At 27.6% G+C, this 18953-nt stretch carries 14 protein-coding genes and 1 pseudogene; 5 read left to right on the top strand and 10 right to left on the bottom strand.

Annotated elements, in window-relative coordinates:
• Position 1: 1 nt before the first annotated feature.
• Entirely contained in the window at positions 2–1009 is a 1008-nt protein-coding gene (locus tag BLBBOR_RS02335) for a bifunctional oligoribonuclease/PAP phosphatase NrnA (RefSeq protein ID WP_015370833.1), read from the top strand.
• Here BLBBOR_RS02335 and BLBBOR_RS02340 read toward each other — a convergent pair.
• From BLBBOR_RS02340 to BLBBOR_RS02350, 3 genes are read right to left on the bottom strand one after another with little or no spacing between them, the layout of a single operon-like run.
• Positions 993–1547 carry a thioredoxin family protein gene (locus BLBBOR_RS02340; protein ID WP_015370834.1) on the bottom strand — a complete coding sequence of 185 codons (555 nt, stop codon included), beginning with the start codon at positions 1545–1547 and terminating at the stop codon, positions 993–995. The two genes, BLBBOR_RS02335 and BLBBOR_RS02340, sit on opposite strands and share 17 nt — an antisense overlap.
• A 20-nt stretch (positions 1548–1567) precedes the next feature.
• Positions 1568–2359, bottom strand: a complete 792-nt coding sequence (locus BLBBOR_RS02345; protein ID WP_015370835.1) for a zinc ribbon domain-containing protein — start codon at positions 2357–2359, stop codon at positions 1568–1570.
• An 8-nt stretch (positions 2360–2367) separates the two neighbouring features.
• Positions 2368–3471, bottom strand: coding sequence for a Nif3-like dinuclear metal center hexameric protein (locus BLBBOR_RS02350; RefSeq protein WP_015370836.1), 1104 nt, complete (start codon positions 3469–3471; stop codon positions 2368–2370).
• Positions 3472–3605: 134 nt separating this feature from the next.
• Between BLBBOR_RS02350 and lipA the strand changes: the two genes are divergently transcribed.
• Positions 3606–4460 (top strand): lipoyl synthase, encoded by an 855-nt coding sequence (gene lipA / locus BLBBOR_RS02355; RefSeq protein WP_015370837.1) that lies wholly within the window; start codon positions 3606–3608, stop codon positions 4458–4460.
• Between the two features lie 7 nt (positions 4461–4467).
• Here the strand turns inward: lipA and BLBBOR_RS02360 are convergent, their stop codons facing one another.
• On the bottom strand, positions 4468–7008 hold the full coding sequence (locus BLBBOR_RS02360; protein ID WP_015370838.1) for an exodeoxyribonuclease V subunit beta: 2541 nt from the start codon (positions 7006–7008) through the stop codon (positions 4468–4470).
• Positions 7009–7094: 86 nt separating this feature from the next.
• On the opposite strand from BLBBOR_RS02360, the gene BLBBOR_RS02365 reads away from it, so the two are divergent.
• The 3 genes from BLBBOR_RS02365 to accD all read left to right on the top strand — a co-directional run bounded on the left by BLBBOR_RS02365 (position 7095) and on the right by accD (position 11491).
• Positions 7095–9284 carry a POTRA domain-containing protein gene (locus BLBBOR_RS02365; RefSeq protein WP_015370839.1) on the top strand — a complete coding sequence of 730 codons (2190 nt, stop codon included), beginning with the start codon at positions 7095–7097 and terminating at the stop codon, positions 9282–9284.
• Positions 9285–9579: 295 nt separating this feature from the next.
• Entirely contained in the window at positions 9580–10647 is a 1068-nt protein-coding gene (gene fbaA / locus BLBBOR_RS02370) for a class II fructose-bisphosphate aldolase (protein WP_015370840.1), read from the top strand.
• 4 nt (positions 10648–10651) lie between these two features.
• Positions 10652–11491, top strand: a complete 840-nt coding sequence (accD, locus tag BLBBOR_RS02375) for an acetyl-CoA carboxylase, carboxyltransferase subunit beta (RefSeq protein WP_015370841.1) — start codon at positions 10652–10654, stop codon at positions 11489–11491.
• Positions 11492–11499: 8 nt separating this feature from the next.
• Here the strand turns inward: accD and guaA are convergent, their stop codons facing one another.
• The 6 genes and pseudogenes from guaA to purF all read right to left on the bottom strand — a co-directional run bounded on the left by guaA (position 11500) and on the right by purF (position 18936).
• Entirely contained in the window at positions 11500–13035 is a 1536-nt protein-coding gene (gene guaA / locus BLBBOR_RS02380; protein WP_015370842.1) for a glutamine-hydrolyzing GMP synthase, read from the bottom strand.
• Between the two features lie 36 nt (positions 13036–13071).
• Complete coding sequence (gene purD / locus BLBBOR_RS02385; protein WP_015370843.1) at positions 13072–14307, bottom strand: phosphoribosylamine--glycine ligase; 1236 nt, start codon at positions 14305–14307, stop codon at positions 13072–13074.
• A 5-nt stretch (positions 14308–14312) separates the two neighbouring features.
• Positions 14313–15857: pseudogene (purH, locus tag BLBBOR_RS02390) on the bottom strand (bifunctional phosphoribosylaminoimidazolecarboxamide formyltransferase/IMP cyclohydrolase).
• A gap of 48 nt (positions 15858–15905) precedes the next feature.
• Entirely contained in the window at positions 15906–16463 is a 558-nt protein-coding gene (locus tag BLBBOR_RS02395) for a formyltransferase family protein (protein ID WP_015370845.1), read from the bottom strand.
• Between the two features lie 17 nt (positions 16464–16480).
• Positions 16481–17467, bottom strand: a complete 987-nt coding sequence (gene purM / locus BLBBOR_RS02400; RefSeq protein WP_015370846.1) for a phosphoribosylformylglycinamidine cyclo-ligase — start codon at positions 17465–17467, stop codon at positions 16481–16483.
• A 20-nt stretch (positions 17468–17487) separates the two neighbouring features.
• On the bottom strand, positions 17488–18936 hold the full coding sequence (gene purF, locus BLBBOR_RS02405) for an amidophosphoribosyltransferase (protein ID WP_015370847.1): 1449 nt from the start codon (positions 18934–18936) through the stop codon (positions 17488–17490).
• Positions 18937–18953 lie beyond the last annotated feature (17 nt).

An 18953-nucleotide genomic window follows, 5' to 3' on the forward strand; every position in this document is an offset into this window, starting at 1 on the left:
TATGTTATTTTCTATCATTAACGGAAATGAGAAAAAAAAAATAGTATTAGTTCCACATACTCATCCAGATGGAGATGCTTTAGGTTCCTCTTTAGCTCTTTTATTTTATTTTAGAAAACTTAAACATGATGTAGATTTAATATCTCCTACAGAATATTCTGAATTTTTTAAATGGCTTCCTGGAAGTGAGGAGATTCTTATTTTCTCTGAGGAAACTCAATTTTTTGTAAAAAAAAGATTGAAGATTCCGATTATATTTTTTTTTATAGATTTCAATAATTTATCAAGGATAAAGATCTTGCAGAAATTTTTTACAGCTTCTAAAGCAAAAAAAATATTAATAGATCATCATCCATCTCCTTTTTATTTTGATTTTATGTTTTCAGATCCTACGGTTGCTGCTACCAGCATTTTAGTATTTAGATTGATATCTAATATGAAAAATTTGGATAAAATTGATAAAAATATAGCTACATGTTTATATGTTGGATTGATGACGGACACTGGTTTTTTTCGTTTTCCTTCTGTAACATCAGAAACTCATTTTATTGCGGGTAAATTAATAGAAAAGGGAATTGATATTGAAAAAATATATAATCATTTACAGGAAAGATATAGCGAAAATAAATTAAAACTTTTGTCTAAAGCCTTGAAAAAATTGAAAGTGATAGAAAAATATCGGACGGCTTATACAAGTATTAAGGCTTCTGATATAAATTCTTATCCATATAAACAAGGGGATACAGAGGGAATCATTAGCTATGGGTTATGCATAAAAAACATAGTTTTTTCCGTTTTATTTTTTGAGGAAAAAGAAAAATCTCCTATTAGAATTTCTTTTCGTTCCAGAGGAGATTTCGATGTTAATATTTTTTCTAGAAAACATTTTGGAGGAGGTGGACATAAAAATGCGGCAGGAGGACTTTTAGAAAAAAGTCTTTCAGAATCTATCGATTATTTTTTAAGTATTATTCCTAATTATCATAAAAATCTTATATTTTCCATTTGATATTACATCCATAACTAGGTTTTGTAGTTAGAGATGTTTCTATTCCTTTTAAAAGGCCTTCTAATACTTTTCTTACATCGTATCCTGTAACGGGGATTCCATTTCCTGGTCTAGAATCATCTAATTGTCCATGATAACATAAGTCTCCTACACCGTTAAATAGAAAAAATTCTGGAGTGCATTTAGCTCCATAATACTTAGCTACTTCTTGTTTTTCATCAAAAAAATAAGGAAAAGGATAACCTAATTGATAAGATATTTTTTGCATATTTTCCGGAGAATCTTCTGGATATTTTTCTATATCATTAGAATTGATTGCTAAAAAGGAAACTCCTTTATGTAGATAATCATTAGCTAAACGTACCAATTCTGTATTAATGTGTTTCACATATGGACAATGATTGCAAATAAACATAATCACAGTAGCCTTATCGGAAAAAAAATCTTTAAGAAATTTATTCTTTCCTGAAACCGTTTCTAATAATTCAAAATTTTTTATTTTTATTTTAATTTTATCAGAAGAATAAGTACGTACCATAATTATTTTCTATTATAAAGTTATTTTTCTTTTTTTTGAACAAAAAACAAAAGATTTTTCTTCTCTTCTTCAGCTAATTCCGCATCTATTAATATTCTCCCACTATGTTCATCTATTAAAAGTTTCTTACGTTGTATAAGTTCTGAATATTTCTGAGGAGTAATGGAAAGATAAGAACCTAATGGAGCTCCTCTTTGTACTGGAGCTACAGCTACTCCATTTTTCACTCCATTCCTTATTTTTTTATAAGTTTTTAATAAATTATTATCTACTTTTTTAGAAAAAAAATTAGATTTTTCTAGTAAAATTTTTTCCTCTTTCTCATTCTCTAAAAGAATCTGATTTAATTCTTTTTTTTTATGAAAAAGATGTTCTTTTTTATGTTTAAAAACTTCTTCTTTTTTTTCTAATATTTCTTTATTTTTCTGAATGTTCAGATTAATTTCTTGAATTCTTTTTTTAGATAATTGAATTTCTAATTTTTGATAATCAATTTCTTTATCAAGAGAATATAATTCTTTGTTATTTCTCACATTATCCTTTTGTTTTTCGTATTTTTTTATCAAAATCTCTGAAGATTTAATCTCTTTATTCCTTTTATCAAGATTCTGTTTAAAAGAAAGAATCTCTTCCTGAAGAAACTCTAATTTTTTTTTCATTTTGTCTAGATTTTCTTCCAAACTTCTAAGTTCTATAGGGATATTTCTACGGAAATTTTGTATTTCATCTATACGAGAATCTATTAATTGAAGATTATATAACACCCGTAATTTATCTACTACGGTTCCCACTTCTTGTATTTTATTTCCCATAATATTTTTCAATAAAAATATTGAACTGGATTTGTATGAATTTCTGATTCATAAATAGGTAGATGAATAAAATTTTTATCTAAAAAAGATTTTAATAAATTTTTAGTACTTTTTTCCAATTCATAATGCCCTATATCTACAATCAAAATTTTTTTTTCAGATTTGAAAAAATCATGATATTTGAAATCTGAGGAGATGAAAACATCGGATTTTTCCTTTATAGCCTTTTCAATTCCAAAACTACCTGAACCTGCTATCATCGTAACTTTTCGTAATTTTTTTCCTGTTAGTGGAGAATGTCTAATACAGGATAAATTCATCTTCTTTTTTAAAGAAGAAAGAAAATCAGATTCATTTATCTCTTCTAGAAAATATCCTATTATTCCTATTCCTAGATAGGGATTTATATTTTCAATATTATAAATCTCGTAAGCGACTTCTTCATAAGGATGACTTTTAAAAAGTGCATCTTTAATTATATTCAATTTATGAGATGGAAAAACGACATTAATACAAGTTTCTTTTTCCATATGAAAACATTCTTTTTTTCCGAAAAAAGGTTGAGTTTTTTCATTTCCCATAAAACTTCCTAATCCCTCAAAATTATAACTACAATGACTATAATTTGAAATGTTTCCAGCCCCAGCCTCAAATAAAGAATTTCTTACTTTTTCACAATAATTAATTGGGACATAGGTCGTTAATTTTTTTATAGATCCTTTCTTTGGAAAAAGGACTTTTTCTCTAGTTAATTGTAAAAGTTTAGATATATAAGAATGAGTTCCCTTCCAGATCAAATCTAAATTGGTATGAATCACATAAATAGATACATCATTTTTTAATGCAGAAATTAAAACTCTTTCTGAATAAGAATTTCCAGTTAAACTTCTTATGGGTTTAAAAATAATAGGATGAAAGGAGATTATAAGATTACATTTTTTCTTTAAAGATTCTGAAAAAACTTCTTCCGTAAGATCCAAAGTAATCAATATTTTTTTTACTTTTTGATCATATGATCCAACCATTAATCCTATATTATCATAGGATTCTGCATATTCTACAGGAGCTAAATCTTCCAATTTTTTAGCAATATCTCTTACTAAGACTTCCATACAAAAAAATACCAAAAAAAACAAATTTATAAAAAAAATTGATTTTATTATCTTTGGAGTAAACAATAGGAGAAGAAGTGTACGAAATTACATTTTTTTTTTTAATTAAAAAATAGAATCCTTAAAAAACTATCATGAACTTAATTAAAAAAAAACCTAATTGGATAAGAGTGAGAATTCCAATAGGAAAAAATTATAAGAAATTGCAAAAATTAGTTTCTTTACATAAACTAAATACAATATGTCAAAGTGGAAGTTGTCCTAATATAGGAGAATGTTGGGGGAAAGGAGTAGCTACTTTCATGATATTGGGAAATATTTGTACAAGATCTTGTAAGTTTTGTGGAGTAAAAACAGGACGTCCTGAAAAGGTCGATTGGAAAGAACCAGAAAAAGTAGCTAGATCTATTAAAATATTGGAAATTAAACATGCTGTTCTTACTTCTGTCAATAGAGATGATTTAAAGGATATGGGTTCTTCTATATGGATAAAAACTATACAAATGACCAGATATATGAATCCAGATATAACTATAGAAACTTTAATTCCTGATTTTAAAGGAAATAAAAAAATAATAAATAAAATTATAGATACCCATCCGGAAGTTATTTCTCATAACTTAGAAACCGTTCCTAGATTAACAAAAGAAATTCGTGTTCAAGCTAAATACGATCGAAGTCTTGAAGTTCTACAGTATATTAAGGAAAAAAATAAAAATATTCGTACAAAAACGGGAATCATGTTGGGTCTTGGAGAAAAAGAAGAAGAAATTTTAGAAACTCTGAGAGATATAAAAAATTCTCAAGTAGATATCCTAACTATCGGACAATATTTGCAACCTTCTTTAAAACACTTTCCAGTTCGTTTTTTTGTTGATCCGGATAAATTTCAAGAATTGAAAGAAATTGGATTAAAAATGGGATTTAAATATGTAGAAAGTGGACCATTAGTTCGTTCTTCTTATCATGCGGAAAAACATGTAAAATAAAAAAATCTCATTCTATTCCAAAAGAATACTGAAATATGTTTTCATTCCATAATTTTTTTTCATGAAGAAAATTTTTAAGGTAAAATGAAACCGACTTATCATTTCCATGTCTAGAAAAAATGATAAGGTGTTCCACCGGACGGGTGGTAGCTACATATAATAAATTAAGATTATCAAATCTTGTTTTGGAGAGATAATCCTCATAAATTTTTATGAGAGAAGAATCCTCTATATGTTTTTTTAAATACGGTTCTATATCTAAGTATAAAGTCTCTAATCCATGATATAAATGAGGACTGATATCTATCCAGGCTCCTTCCTTTCTTTTTGAAACTGCATTCCAATCTGCAAAAGGGAGAATAACTACAGGAAATTGCAGACCTTTAGACTTGTGAATAGTCATAATACGAATGGCATCTATTTTTTCAGAAAAAGTGATACTTTCTTTTTCTTTTTTGGATTCCCAATATTCTAAAAAATCTCCAATAGAATTTCCTACAATTTTCATAGATCTATGAACAAAATCTAAAAAAGAATAGATAGAAGCAGTATTGTATTGATTTAATAATCCAAATCCAGAAATTATATCTTCTGCTCTATTGTATAGAGATGGATTATCTAATAAATTATTGAAATCTAATCTCTTTAGGAAAAGATTTAATGGTAAAAAAACAGTTTCTATTAGAAAATCATGATCTTTTTTTTGAGTGCGAATTAATTTATTTTTCAATAGCAATAAAATTAAAGTAGCTCTCTTTTGGGAACAATAAGGTTTGAAAATAACATAAAAAAACTGTATAATGATTTCTATTTCTAAATGATTTTTTATGAGAAGAGAAACGGAAGTATTTACAATAAATCCATCTACCGTAAGTTTTTCAGACAAAAAACTCCCTTCTTCGTTACTTCTAACCAAAATAGCTATATCCGATAATTTATACTTCTGTATAAATAATTTTTGAATTTTTTCTTTTATTTGATTATAAACATATTGTTGATAATTTTTTTTTCTATGCAAAAGAAATTTAATTCTACATATCCTCCTAGGTTTTTTAAATATTTTTTGTTTAGATTTTTTATATATATCTTGGTAGATGGGATCATGAAAAAATTTAGATGCTGATTGATAAAGGGAATTATTAAATTTTACAATTTCTTCAAAACTACGAAAGTTAGTCTCTATGGAGACTACTTCTTTATGGTAATGTTTAGAGGAATAATGAATAAGATGAAGAAATGTCTTTGCATCTCCACCTCTCCAACCATATATAGATTGTTTAGGATCTCCTACTATCATAGCTGAACCATTTTCCGATAAAGCATTTTCAACTAAAATTCTAAGATTTTCCCATTGTAGAATGGAAATATCTTGAAATTCATCTATCAAATAATGTTTATATTGGATTCCCTTTTTTTCATAAATGTGTGGAAAGGGATCTTGAAGAATTCTTTCATAAAGAATTTGATTTAATTCAGCATTTAAAAGAATTTTTTTCTCCTTTTTTAAGGATTTGTATTCTTTTTCTATTTCATGTATTATAGATAAAAGACTCAAGTTTTTTAAAAAAAATTTATCTAATAGATAAGAGGAGATTACTTTTTTTATATAGAAATTTAGTTTTTTTATATAAAAAAGTATTTCCTCTTTATTCTTTTCTATTAGATTTTTTTGATTGACATCTGTGTTTTTTTTGTAGAATGCCTCTATTTGAATATTTTTTTCAAGACGTTTATTATTAATGAAAGGATTTAGGAAAATATCTCCCATACGAAGTTTTTGAAAAAGTTTTGGTAAGTCTAAATAAAGGAAGGAATGTTTTTGAATAGAATTTTTTTTTAAAAATTCAAAAAATTTATCGCCTTGTTTTTGACACATTTTTTCAAATTCTTGAGTTCTATTTAACAAAGTATTCTTTAAGATGATCCAATTATCAAAAGATTGCATTTTAATTTTTTTCATAGGAAAAAAACTATTCTCTTCTACTATAAGGAGGGCTATTTTAAATATTTCTTTGCTGATGTCCCAATTTTTTCCTTCTTTTAATTTTTCCAAAGAAAATTGTACCAAAAGATGCGACCATTTCTCTGAATTAGTTAATAGCTTATCGACAAGCTCCCATAAAAATTTTTTTGTATCCATTTCTAAATTTATATTCTTCTTGTAAAGAAAGGATCGAATGGTACGATAAGTAAATTTGTCTATAGTGCTTATAGAAAAAGAAGAAAAATCATCCAAAATTGCATATAAAATATTTTTAGAACGTTCGAAGAGTTGATCTTTTGTTAATTTCAAATTTTTTGTAAGATGATCGAACAAAAAATGATATTCATTTCTAATTTTTTGATTAGAAAATTCTTTTATACATTGTAATATTCTTTTTTTTATTTCTTCAGAAGCTTTATTGGTAAAAGTTATAGCCAAAATACGTTTAAATTCTTCAGGATGAGGGCTTTTTAATAGAAGATATAGGTAATTTTTTACTAGAAAGAAAGTTTTTCCAGAACCTGCTGAAGCGTTGTATATTTTTAATGTGGATGGAACCAGCATAATAAATTTTTGAATGATCTTTCTAAAGATAAAATTAAAATCGTTAAATTTTGAAAAGATATTTTTTTTACTTATTCTTCTTTTTTATGTCCTGCCATTTGACAAAAAAGGTCCCTAAAGAAAAATATTTACTTACAAAAAATGTTTTCATAATAAACGGAAAAAAGGTTCATTTTTCTAATTTGGAAAACTATGTGAAACAAAAACCGAATAAAAAAATGCTAAATTTTTTTCCTGTAAAATTGATGATGTATAATTTTTCTCATCCTGATTTAGAAGAGGTTTTTTCTTCCTTTTTTTCTATTCCCAAAGAGCATAGGAATAAAAAAGTGCTAAATCATTTATTAAAACGTATTCCAAGAAATAAGTATTCTAAAAAAAAAATTTCTTGGAATTGGTTTCTTTTTAAAAATGGAGAAAAACCCATAATTATAGATAATAATCTAACAAAAGATTCTATTCAGAATTTGAATTCTCATTTTTATTCCAAAGGTTATTTGGATGTCCATACAGATTTTTCTTTGTTGAGAGAAAATGAAAAGAAAGGAAAAATCATTTATAATATCTATACTGGAAATCCTTATTTCATAAATTCCATTATTTATAATTTTCCAGAAAAAGAGTTAAAAAATATATATCTAAATAACCTTAATTCCAGTTTGATTAAAGAAGGGGAACAATACGATGAAACAAATCTGATATTGGAAATAGAAAGAATGAAAAACATGTATGAAGATCATGGTTATTATAATTTTGATATATCCGATATTAAATCTCGTATAGATCCTTCTATAGGAAATCAAAAAATAAATTTATATATGGAAGTAAATAAGGTTCATCCCTCTACGAATAAACATAGAAAATATTTTTTCAATGAAATCGTGATAAGAATTAATCAAGAAGAAAATCATTCCATTTTTTACAATGGATATAAATTTTATATTCCAAAAAGTAAAAAATTTAATCCAAAAATGATCACGGATATTTTGACTATAACACCTGGATCTTTATATAAAAAAAAGGATATTTTGAGTACTCAACAGAATATTTATTCTTTGCATAATTTTAATATTGATCAATTTAAGATAGAAGAAAAAAAAGATCATAATAGAAATTCTCTTTTAAATGTAGAAATTTTTTTAAGTACTCTAAAAGATCATGAATTGAAATTTCACATAGAAAATTCTATATCCAAAAAAATGGATATTGGAATACATCCAGGAGTAACTTTATTAAGTAGAAACCTCCTTAAAAATGGGGCTAATTTAATGTTGTCCATAAAAGGAAATTTTTTTTCTTCGAAAAAAGAATTTTTGAATATGTATAAATTTTCCTTACAAGGAAAATTAATTTATCCATCCTCTTTTATAGATATAGAACAAAAAAAAACCTTGTATAGACTTCCTACTTCCATTATTTTTCAAATAAATAGTCAAAAAAATATGGGTGTAAGAAGAATGCTTTTTTCAAATTTATTGAATTATGAATGGAAGAATAATTCCTATAGAAAACATAAAATAAAAATCATCAATTTTCAATTGGTTAAAAATCTAGAACAGGAAGAAAATTCTCATAAGGAGGATATTAAAAATTTTTTTTGTGAAAAAAAAATAAAATTTTTCCTGAGAAAGAGATTATTCATTGCAAAAATGATAAAGAAGATAAAAATCAGTAATTTTTTTTTCGATCAAAGAAATCCTATACGAACGAAAAAAATAAAAAAAACATTCGAAGAATATATGAAAATGAAGAGAGAAAATCTTCTTTTGGAAGATTATTTCATAAATTCTATTATTTATAATTATGAAATGAATCAAACTCTTGATAAGAGAAAAAGAAATCCGTTTGTATTACGTGAAAATATAGAGATTTCTGGAAATATTTTATCCCCTTTATTTCGGAAAACATCTTTCCTCAAAAAAAAATGGAATAATATTCCTTCTTATTCTTTTTTTAAATATGATTTATCTTTTAAAAGATTTTGTTTTTTAGAAAAATATCACACCTTAGTCTCCAAGTTCTTTTTTGGGATAATTTTTACTTATGAAAAACTTCCATTTGAAAAAAGTTATTTCCTTAGAGGATCTGAAGAATTTCGTACATGGGACTCTTTTTATACGAAGATTATTCAACCAGAGAAGAAAAAAGCTTTTTTTGAAAATACATTTCTCTCTCAGAATAAAATTCTATTAGTCCACGAATACAGATATGAAATACTTTCTAAACTGATGACAGTTATCTTTTTAGATTTAGGAAATATCTGGTTTTTAGAATAAAAAAAAAAAAAAATACAAAAGAAATAAGAAATTTAAAATGGAATTCTTTTTACAAAGAATTAACATTAGGGGGAGGAATAGGTTTTCGATATGATCTTAAATTTTTTATCTTTCGTATAGATTTTGCATATAAGTTTTATGACCCATATCAAAAAAAAGGGAAAAAAATGGATCATTTCTCATCTGAAAATTCAAGAACCATTGATGAATTTTGGAATTCATTCTCCTTTATCCTTTTAAAAAAAAATTCTTTTTTTACATTTGTTCATCCTTATAAATTAAATTAAAAAAACACATGTCTAAAAAATTTCCTTATGGGGTAGCTACTGGTAGCCTTGTCGAAGAAATCTTCGAATATGCTAGAGAAAACATTTTTGCTATACCTTCTGTAAATGTTATTGGATCTAATACCATGAATTCTGTAATGGAAACGGCCGGAGAAGTTAATTCTCCTGTAATCATTCAATTGTCCAATGGAGGCGCAATTTTTAATGCAGGAAAAGGATTAAGCAATGAAGGACAAAAAGCCGCTATCAAAGGAGCTATAGCTAGCGCTAAACATATTCATGAATTAGCCGAAGCTTATAAAGCTACGGTGATTCTTCATACAGATCATTGTTCTAAAAAAAACCTTCCATGGATAGACGGATTACTAAAAGCTAATGAAGAAAATTACAAACATTTCGGAAAAACGTTATTTAGTTCACATATGTTAGATCTTTCTCAAGAATCTTTAGAAGAAAACATCGGAATTTGTGAAAAATACTTTGAAAGAATGAATAAAATTCAGATGACTATTGAAATAGAGCTTGGAGTAACAGGTGGAGAAGAGGATGGAGTAGATCATTCTAATATAGAAAAGGATAAACTTTATACTCATCCTAAAGAAGTAGCTTATGCCTATGAAAGATTGATGAAAATCAGTAAAAAATTTATGATAGCTGCTTCCTTTGGAAATGTTCATGGAGTATATAAACCTGGGAATGTTGTCCTACGTCCGGTTATATTAAAAGAAACTCAGGAGTATATACAAAAAAAATTTCATACTAGAGAAAAACCAGTTTTTATGGTTTTTCATGGAGGTTCAGGATCTTCTATAAAAGAAATTCAAGAATCTATTAGTTATGGAGTGATAAAAATGAATGTAGACACAGATTTACAATATGCCTTTACTTGTGGGGTCAGAAATTATATGAATAAAAATAAGAAATATTTAGAGAAACAAATAGGAAACCCACAAGGAAAAAATATTCCAAATAAAAAATATTATGATCCTAGAATATGGCTTAGGGAAGGAGAAAAATATTTTAAGATCTCTCTAAAAAAATATTTTGAATTAATGAATAATATTAACACTTTATAAAACCATGGCTTGGTTTTTAAGAAAGAAAAAAAATATTATTACTTCTATAAAGGATAGAAAATATTTGCCGAAAGGTCTTTGGTATAGGACTCCTAGCGGAAAAATCATAGATACAGATGAACTAAAAAAAAATGCCTATGTGAGTCCGGAGGATGGATATCATGTAAGAATTCACAGTAAAGAATATTTTGAGATTCTTTTTGATAAGGGGAATTTTTCAGAAATGAATGTTAAAATGATAAGTCAAGATCCTATAAAATGGATAGATTGCAAAAAATATACAGATAGAGTTAAAGAAGCAAGAAAAAAAACAAATTTATATGATGCTATTAGAACGGGAGTGGGAAAAATGGAAGAATTGGATATAGTAATTTCCTGTATGGATTTTTCCTTTATAGGAGGATCTATGGGGTCAGTAGTGGGAGAAAAAATCTCGAGAGCTATCAAATATTGTATTGAAAAAAAAATTCCATATGTATTGATATCCAAATCCGGAGGAGCAAGAATCATGGAATCTTCCTTTTCATTAATGCAAATGGCTAAGACGATAGCTAGATTAACCCAATTGCGAGATTCAAAAATTCCTTACATTTCTGTTCTTACAGATCCAACTACAGGAGGGGTTACAGCTTCTTATGCCTTACTTGGAGATATAAACATAGCGGAACCAGGAGCTTTAATTGGATTTGCTGGTCCTAGAGTTATTAAGGAAACTATAGGAAAAGATCTTCCAGAAGGATTTCAAACTGCAGAATTTCTCTTGGAACATGGGTTTATAGATATAATTTCTTCTAGGACTGAATTAAAAAAAAATATATATAATCTTGTTTCTATGATGATATAAAAAACCGTTTATTCCCATTCAATAGTTGCTGGAGGTTTAGAAGTAATGTCATATACTAAACGGTTGATTCCATCTACTTCATTAATAATTCTATTGGAAATTTTTTCTAAAAAATCGTGAGGTAAATGGGAAAATGTAGCGGTCATAAAATCTTCCGTTTTTGTCACACGTAAAACAGCTGCATATTCATAGGTTCTTTTATCTCCCATAACACCTACAGATTTTACCGGTAATAATACCATAAAAGCTTGGCTTACGGATTCATAAAGATCAGAATTTTTTAATTCTTGTAAAAGAATACTTTCTGCTTCTTGAAGGATAGAGACTTTTTTCTTATTTACTTCTCCAAGAATACGAATGCTTAATCCAGGACCAGGAAATGGATGACGATATAAAATTTCTTTTGGAATTCCTAATTCTTTTCCTAGATTTCTGACTTCATCTTTAAATAATTCTTTTAAAGGTTCAAGTAGCTTCAACTTCATGAAATGAGGTAATCCTCCTACATTGTGATGAGATTTAATAGAAAAATTTTTGTGAAATATAGAAGACTCTATCACATCTGAATAAATAGTTCCTTGTGCCAAAAATTCTACATTTTCAATTTTTTCTGATTCTTGTTGAAATATAGAAATAAATTCTTTTCCTATAATTTTTCTTTTCATTTCAGGATCAATAACTCCAGTTAAACTAGATAAAAAACGTTCTCTTGCATCTATTATTTTAATAGAAAAATTCATTTCTTTACATATATGGGATATTTTTTCTTTTTCTTTTTCCAGAAGAAATCCCGTATCCACAAAAATACAATGTAAAGAATCTCCAATAGCTTGATGAATTATATAAGCGGCTACAAAGGAATCTACTCCACCTGAAAAACCTAGTATAACTTTTTTACTAGACACACGTTTTTTTATCTTTTCTACAGTTTTTTGTACAAAATTATTTAGTTCCCAATTTGGATGACATTTGCATATATGAAGAATAAAATTTTTCAAGATATGGACTCCAAATTCTGTATGATTCACTTCTGGATGAAATTGTATAGCATAAATATCTTTATTCTTGTGAATGAAAGCTGCAATAGCACAAGAGTGGGTATGTCCGATTACTTTTAATTCTTTTGGAAGATTTTTCACTTCATCAAAATGACTCATCCAAACAAATGATTTTTTAGGGATTCCATGAAATAATTTATTTTTAGGAAAATCTATGATAAAATTTGTTTTTCCATACTCTTTATACTTTGATTTTTCTATTTTTCCTCCAAAAAGAAAAGAAATAAGTTGCATTCCATAACAAATTCCAAGTACAGGAATATTTAATTGAAATAATCTTCTAGATATTAATGGAGGTTTTTCGTCATAAATAGAAAAAGGGCTTCCTGATAAAAGAATTCCTTTTGGTTTTTTCGATACGATATTCTGAATAGAAATATCATAGGGACACAAAATAGCATAAACCCCTATTTCCCGAATTCTCCTTGCCATCATATGGCTATATTGGGAACCAAAATCTAATATTAAAATAAAGTCTTTTTTCATTAGAATTTTTTTCTTATGAAAAAGAAAGAAAATAAACTATAAACCGATGTCTTTTCTAAAATATAAGTTTTCAAAATGAACTTTTTTTACTTTATTATAAGCATTTTTTCTAGCTTCTTCCATGGAAAATCCTAGTCCTACCACATTTAAAACACGTCCTTTTGAAGTGATCCATTTTTCTTTTTCTTTTTCAGCTCCAGCGATATAAAAAGGTTCTTTTAAAGAGTTTAACCCCTCTATAACTTTTCCATATTGGAATTTTTCCGGATAACCTTTTGAAGATAAAACGACACAACAAGAACATAATTTTTTCCAAGAAATGGATATGTCTTTCTGAAGGAGAATAGATTGGATTATGTGAATAAAATTACTATTCATTAATGGAAATAAAGTTTGAGTTTCAGGATCACCCAGACGAGTATTATATTCTAATAAGTATACCCTATTTGAATTGATCATTAATCCAAAATAAATAAATCCAAAAAAAATTAATTTTTCTAAAAATAAACCTTCTAAAGTTGGTTTTAATATATTTTCTTTGAAATCTATCCAAACATCACTTGTCATATATGGATTAGGAGCAATACTCCCCATTCCTCCTGTATTCTTTCCTGTTTCTTTTTCTCCAATTTTTTTGTAATCTTTAACGGATAAAAAAGGAATAATATCTTTTCCATTAAATATGGACAATATAGAGGATTCTTTTCCTTGTAGAAGTTCTTCTATGATAACTTGATTTCCAGACTTTCCAAATTTCTTCTCTATCAAAATAGAATTCAAAGCTTTTTCCGCTTCTGTTTTATTATGTGTTAATAAGACTCCTTTTCCTTCGGATAATCCTCTAGTTTTAATAGCCACGGAATAAGTGGTTTTATCTAAAAAATCCATAGCTTCTTGATAAGAAGAAAAAACTTTGTATTTAGGAGTACGTACTCCATATTTTTTCATAAATGATTTAGAAAAAACCCTATCTCCTTCTAGTCTAGCGGAAAAATGAGGCGGTCCAATTATTTTCAATCCATCACTTTGAAATACGTCTACAATTCCATCCCATAGAAAAGTTTCAGAACCAGCAATAGTAATATCGATAGCATTTTTTTTAGCAAAAGAACATAACTCTGATGTAGAATGAAAATTTTCTATATTTTTTCCTATTTGACTGGTTCCTCCATTTCCAGGATAAAAATAAATTTCCATGGGAGAAAAATCTTTTAAGATTTTTTTACCAATAGCATGTTCACGACCCCCACTTCCAAGAATTAAAATTTTCATAATTTTTAATGTTTAAAATGTCTTTTTCCCGTAAAAGCCATAGCTATTCCATATTCATCACAAGCTTTTACAGATTCTTCATCACGTATAGAACCTCCTGGTTGAAGAATAGCTTTTATAACCCCAGAACGAGCTGCTTCATCTACTATATCACGAAAAGGAAAAAAGCATCAGAAACGAGTACTAAATTTTTTTTTCTTTGTTTTTTCTAAAGCTCTTTCTATCGCTTGACGAGCTGCCCAAATTCGGTTGGTTTGACCTCCAGAAATTCCTACAGTTTGTGTTCCTCTAGCAACAACAATTGCATTAGATTTTACATATTTTACTACTTTTTGAGCAAAAAATAAGGATCTTATTTCCTGATCGGAAAATTTATTTTTAGTGACAATTTTATAATCGGAATAAAAAAGATGATCTGCTTCTTGCACTAAGATCCCTCCATCTATTTTTACATATTCTAGTCTATCAGAAATAGGTTCATGTATATTAATTATTCTAAGATTTTTTTTCATTTTTAGAATATTTAATCCCTCTTGTTCATAGCTTGGAGACAAAATTACTTCTAAAAAAAGACTGTTTATTTTCTTCGCTAATTCTTTCGTAATGGGAATATTAACAGCAAGAATTCCTCCAAAAGAAGAAATAGGATCAGAAGAATAAGTTTTTTGAAAAGCCTCCATAATATTTTTTCCTAATGCTACTCCACAAGGAGTGGAATGCTTCACGGTACAACAAGCTGGTTCAGAAAATTGAGAGATTACTTTCCAAGCTATATCCATGTCTCTTAAATTATTAAAAGAAAGCTCTTTTCCGTGTAATTGATGAAAATTCCGCATGGATCCTTGATCAATAGTACTGATATAATAAGCCGCTTTTTGATGGGGATTTTCTCCATAACGGAGATTCATTTTTTTTTCATAAGAACAATGTAAATAAGTGGGGAAATTTTCTTCCGTGAGAAGATATTTAGAAATAGCAGAATCATAAGAAGAAGTGAGATTAAAAACTTTTCCAGCTAATTTTTTTCTCAACTTTAATGAAGGAAATCCATATTTTTCAATTTCCTTTTTTACTAGAAAGTAATCATGTTTATCTGTAATAGGGGTTACATGAAAAAAATTTTTTGCTGCTGCGCGTAGCATAGATGGGCCTCCTATATCTATAAATTCCATTAATGAATTATTATTATTTTTTCTATTGATTGTGAAGGATTTTTGATACAATTTTTCAAAAAATGGATAAAAATTTACTAAGACAATATCAATGGGAAAAATTTTGTGAAAACGGATAAATTTCATATGTTTTTCCATGGAGCGATTTGCTAAAATTCCTGCATAAATATTAGGATGAATGGTTTTTATTCTTCCATCTAACATCTCTGGAAAGGAGATTAGATCCGATATTTCTAAAAGATTAGATATTCCATGTTTTTTTAAATATTGAAAAGTCCCTCCCGTAGAAATAATTTGATATTCCTTTTTATCTAAAAAACTGATAAAATCAAATAATTCTTCATTTTTTTCATAAACACTAATTAAAGCTCTTTTCATAATAATAAATCAATTTTGTATACTATCCAATAATAAATAAACAATAGGCTACAGATTCTTTAAAGATTGAATGAGAATCTCTTTTTCTATGAGAGATATTTTTTTGGATAAAGATATGGGAGTCTCTTGGAAAGAAATTTTACATGATTTTTTTAAAATTATGTTTCCTGAATCTATATCTTTTGTCACATAATGAACTGTAGCTCCTGATATCTTTTCTTTATTATTGATAACTTTTTGATGGACTCTCATTCCGTACATTCCCTTCCCTCCATATTTAGGCAAAAGAGAAGGATGAATATTAATGATTTTTCCAGCCCATTTTTCACAAAATTCTGCATCCAGAATAGAAAGAAAACCAGAAAGAATTATAAAATCTGGAAGATCTTTCCTCATAAGATGGTCTATCTCTTTAGAGAGAGTCTTAGTCCTTCTTAAAGAATAAGTTTGAATATTTTCTTTGTAGGCATATTGAATAGCTCTACAAGATCTATCAGAAATTACTAAACTTACTTTAAAATTAGAAAGCTCTCCATTAGAAATAGATTGTATAATATGCAGCATATTAGTTCCTCTTCCAGAAACTAAAAAAGCAAGTTTTTTCATATGTATGAAAATATTTTTTATTTCAAAAATACTCTTTTATTTCCTTTAACTAGATGACCAAAAACAAAAGGATTTTCTCCTAAAGAACATAATCTCTGTAAGAGAGAGCATTTATCTTTAACGGATACTATTACAATCATTCCTACTCCCATATTAAAAGTCTCCCACATCTCCTGATCAGATAAAAAACCTTTTTCCTGAATATGATTAAAAACGGGTTGAACAGGTATTTTTTTCTTTTCAACTATAGCTGACAAATTATCTGGAAGGATCCGAAATAAATTATCTGAGATTCCTCCTCCTGTCACATGAGCTAATCCATGTATTAAAAACTCTTTTAGCAAAAGATGAATAGGATCATGATAAATTTTAGTTGGAATTAAAAGAATCTCATAAAATGGTTTTTCTTTAATTCTATGCATCAAAAAATCTTCTTTAGAAAAAATCTTTCTAATTAAAGAAAAACCATTGCTGTGGACTCCAGAAGAAGGAAGTCCAATTAAAATATCTCCTTCCTGTATAGTTTTTTTTCCATCTATAATATTTTCCTTATCTACTATTCCTACACAAAATCCAGCTATATCATAGTCTTTTTCTTGATAAATTCCAGGCATCTCCGCAGTTTCTCCCCCAATAAGACATGTATTAGTTTTTTTACAAGAGTCAGCTATTCCCTGTATTATTTTTTCTACAATATTAGAATCCAATTTTCCACAAGCTAAATAATCTAAAAAAAACAAAGGTTTTGCCCCATGACATAAGACATCATTCACGCACATAGCAAAACAATCTGCTCCAATGAGATCATATTTTTTATAATCAATAGCTAAACGTAATTTAGTTCCTATTCCATCTGCGCCAGATACTAAAACAGGTTCTTTGTAACTGCATAAAGATAGTTGATATAGTGCCGAAAAATAATCCAAGTTGCTTAGAACCTTTTTGGTATAAGTTTTTTCTAAAATTGGACAAATTTTACGTATGGTCCGATGACTTTCTTTCATGATGAATTTATTACAAGAATTTATAATATACAATCATTTTTCTTTATATGAATAGGATAGTTTCCAGTAAAACACCCGAAACAGTAATTTTTACCTCCAAGAATATCAATTAAATTTCTCATGCTTAAAAATTCTAAACTATCTACATTTAAAATTTTAGCAATTTTCTCTTTATCAATATTATATGAAATGAGATCCTTTCTACTTGGAGTATCTACTCCTAAATAACATGGAGCTATAATAGGCGGAGAAGCACTTCTAAAATGAATTTCTTTAGCTCCTGCTTTTCTTAAAATATAAACTAATCTGCGACTAGTAGTTCCACGAACTATGGAATCATCAATAATGACAATACGTTTCCCTCTGATTTCATTTAAGATAGAATTAAGTTTTAGATTTACCATTTTTTCACGCATCTCTTGTTTGGGGATAATAAAAGATCTACCAATATATTTATTTTTCACTAAAATTGGTTTGAAAGGGATTCCAGATGCTTTAGAGTATCCAATAGATGCTGGAACTCCAGAATCTGGAACTCCAATAACCACATCTGCTTCTACTGGATGTTGCTCATAAAGTTTTTCTCCACTTTTTTCCCTGATTTCATAAACATTTATATTCTCAATTAAAGAATCAGGGCGTGAAAAATAAATATACTCAAAGGAACAAATTCTACGTTTTGTATATTTCTCTTTTTTCAAAAGAGAGAATCGAATGGATTTTTTATCGACAATAGCCATTTCTCCTGGAAACAAATCTCTTATGTAATACCCTCCTACAGAATCTATTCCGCAAGTTTCAGAACTGAATATATAAGTTTTTTCATTAAGCATTCCATAACATAAAGGACGGATTCCATTTGGATCTCTAAATGCCGCTATTTTATTATCCATAAGGACTATTACAGAATAAGCTCCTTGAATATCTATAGTAGTTTTTTGAATAGCTATTTCTAAGTTATTATCATATTCCGACAAATATTTTTGTATCAAACGTAAGATCACTTCTGAATCCGAATACTCGGATATAAAAGTAACCCCTTTTGATTCTAAATCTTTACGAATTTTTTGAGCATTTATTAAATTTCCATTATGAACTATGGAAATAGTACTTTTTCCATAGGAATCTTCTCCAAAAAAGGGTTGAATGTTTTTTTTGCTCTGTCCTCCTTCTGTAGAATAACGTGTATGTCCAATAGCCGCATTTCCATGAAAATATTCAGAATTCGAAATTTTTCGAAAAGAATCTAAAACAAGACCTTCACTTTTATGGGACAAAATAAAACCATCTCGTAAAACGGAAAAACCACATGCCTCTTGACCTCTGTGTTGCAAGGCAAATAACCCAAACTGAATTAAAGAAAATGTATCAACTTTTTGAGGAGAATAAATCCCAAAAATCCCGCACTCCTCATGAAATTTATCAGAAGATTTTTTTTGATTGAAAATAGGGAATAATTTAGATATCATCTTTCTTCTTTAAAGAA

Source organism: Blattabacterium sp. (Blatta orientalis) str. Tarazona, from assembly GCF_000334405.1.
Taxonomy (GTDB): Bacteria; Bacteroidota; Bacteroidia; order Flavobacteriales; family Blattabacteriaceae; genus Blattabacterium.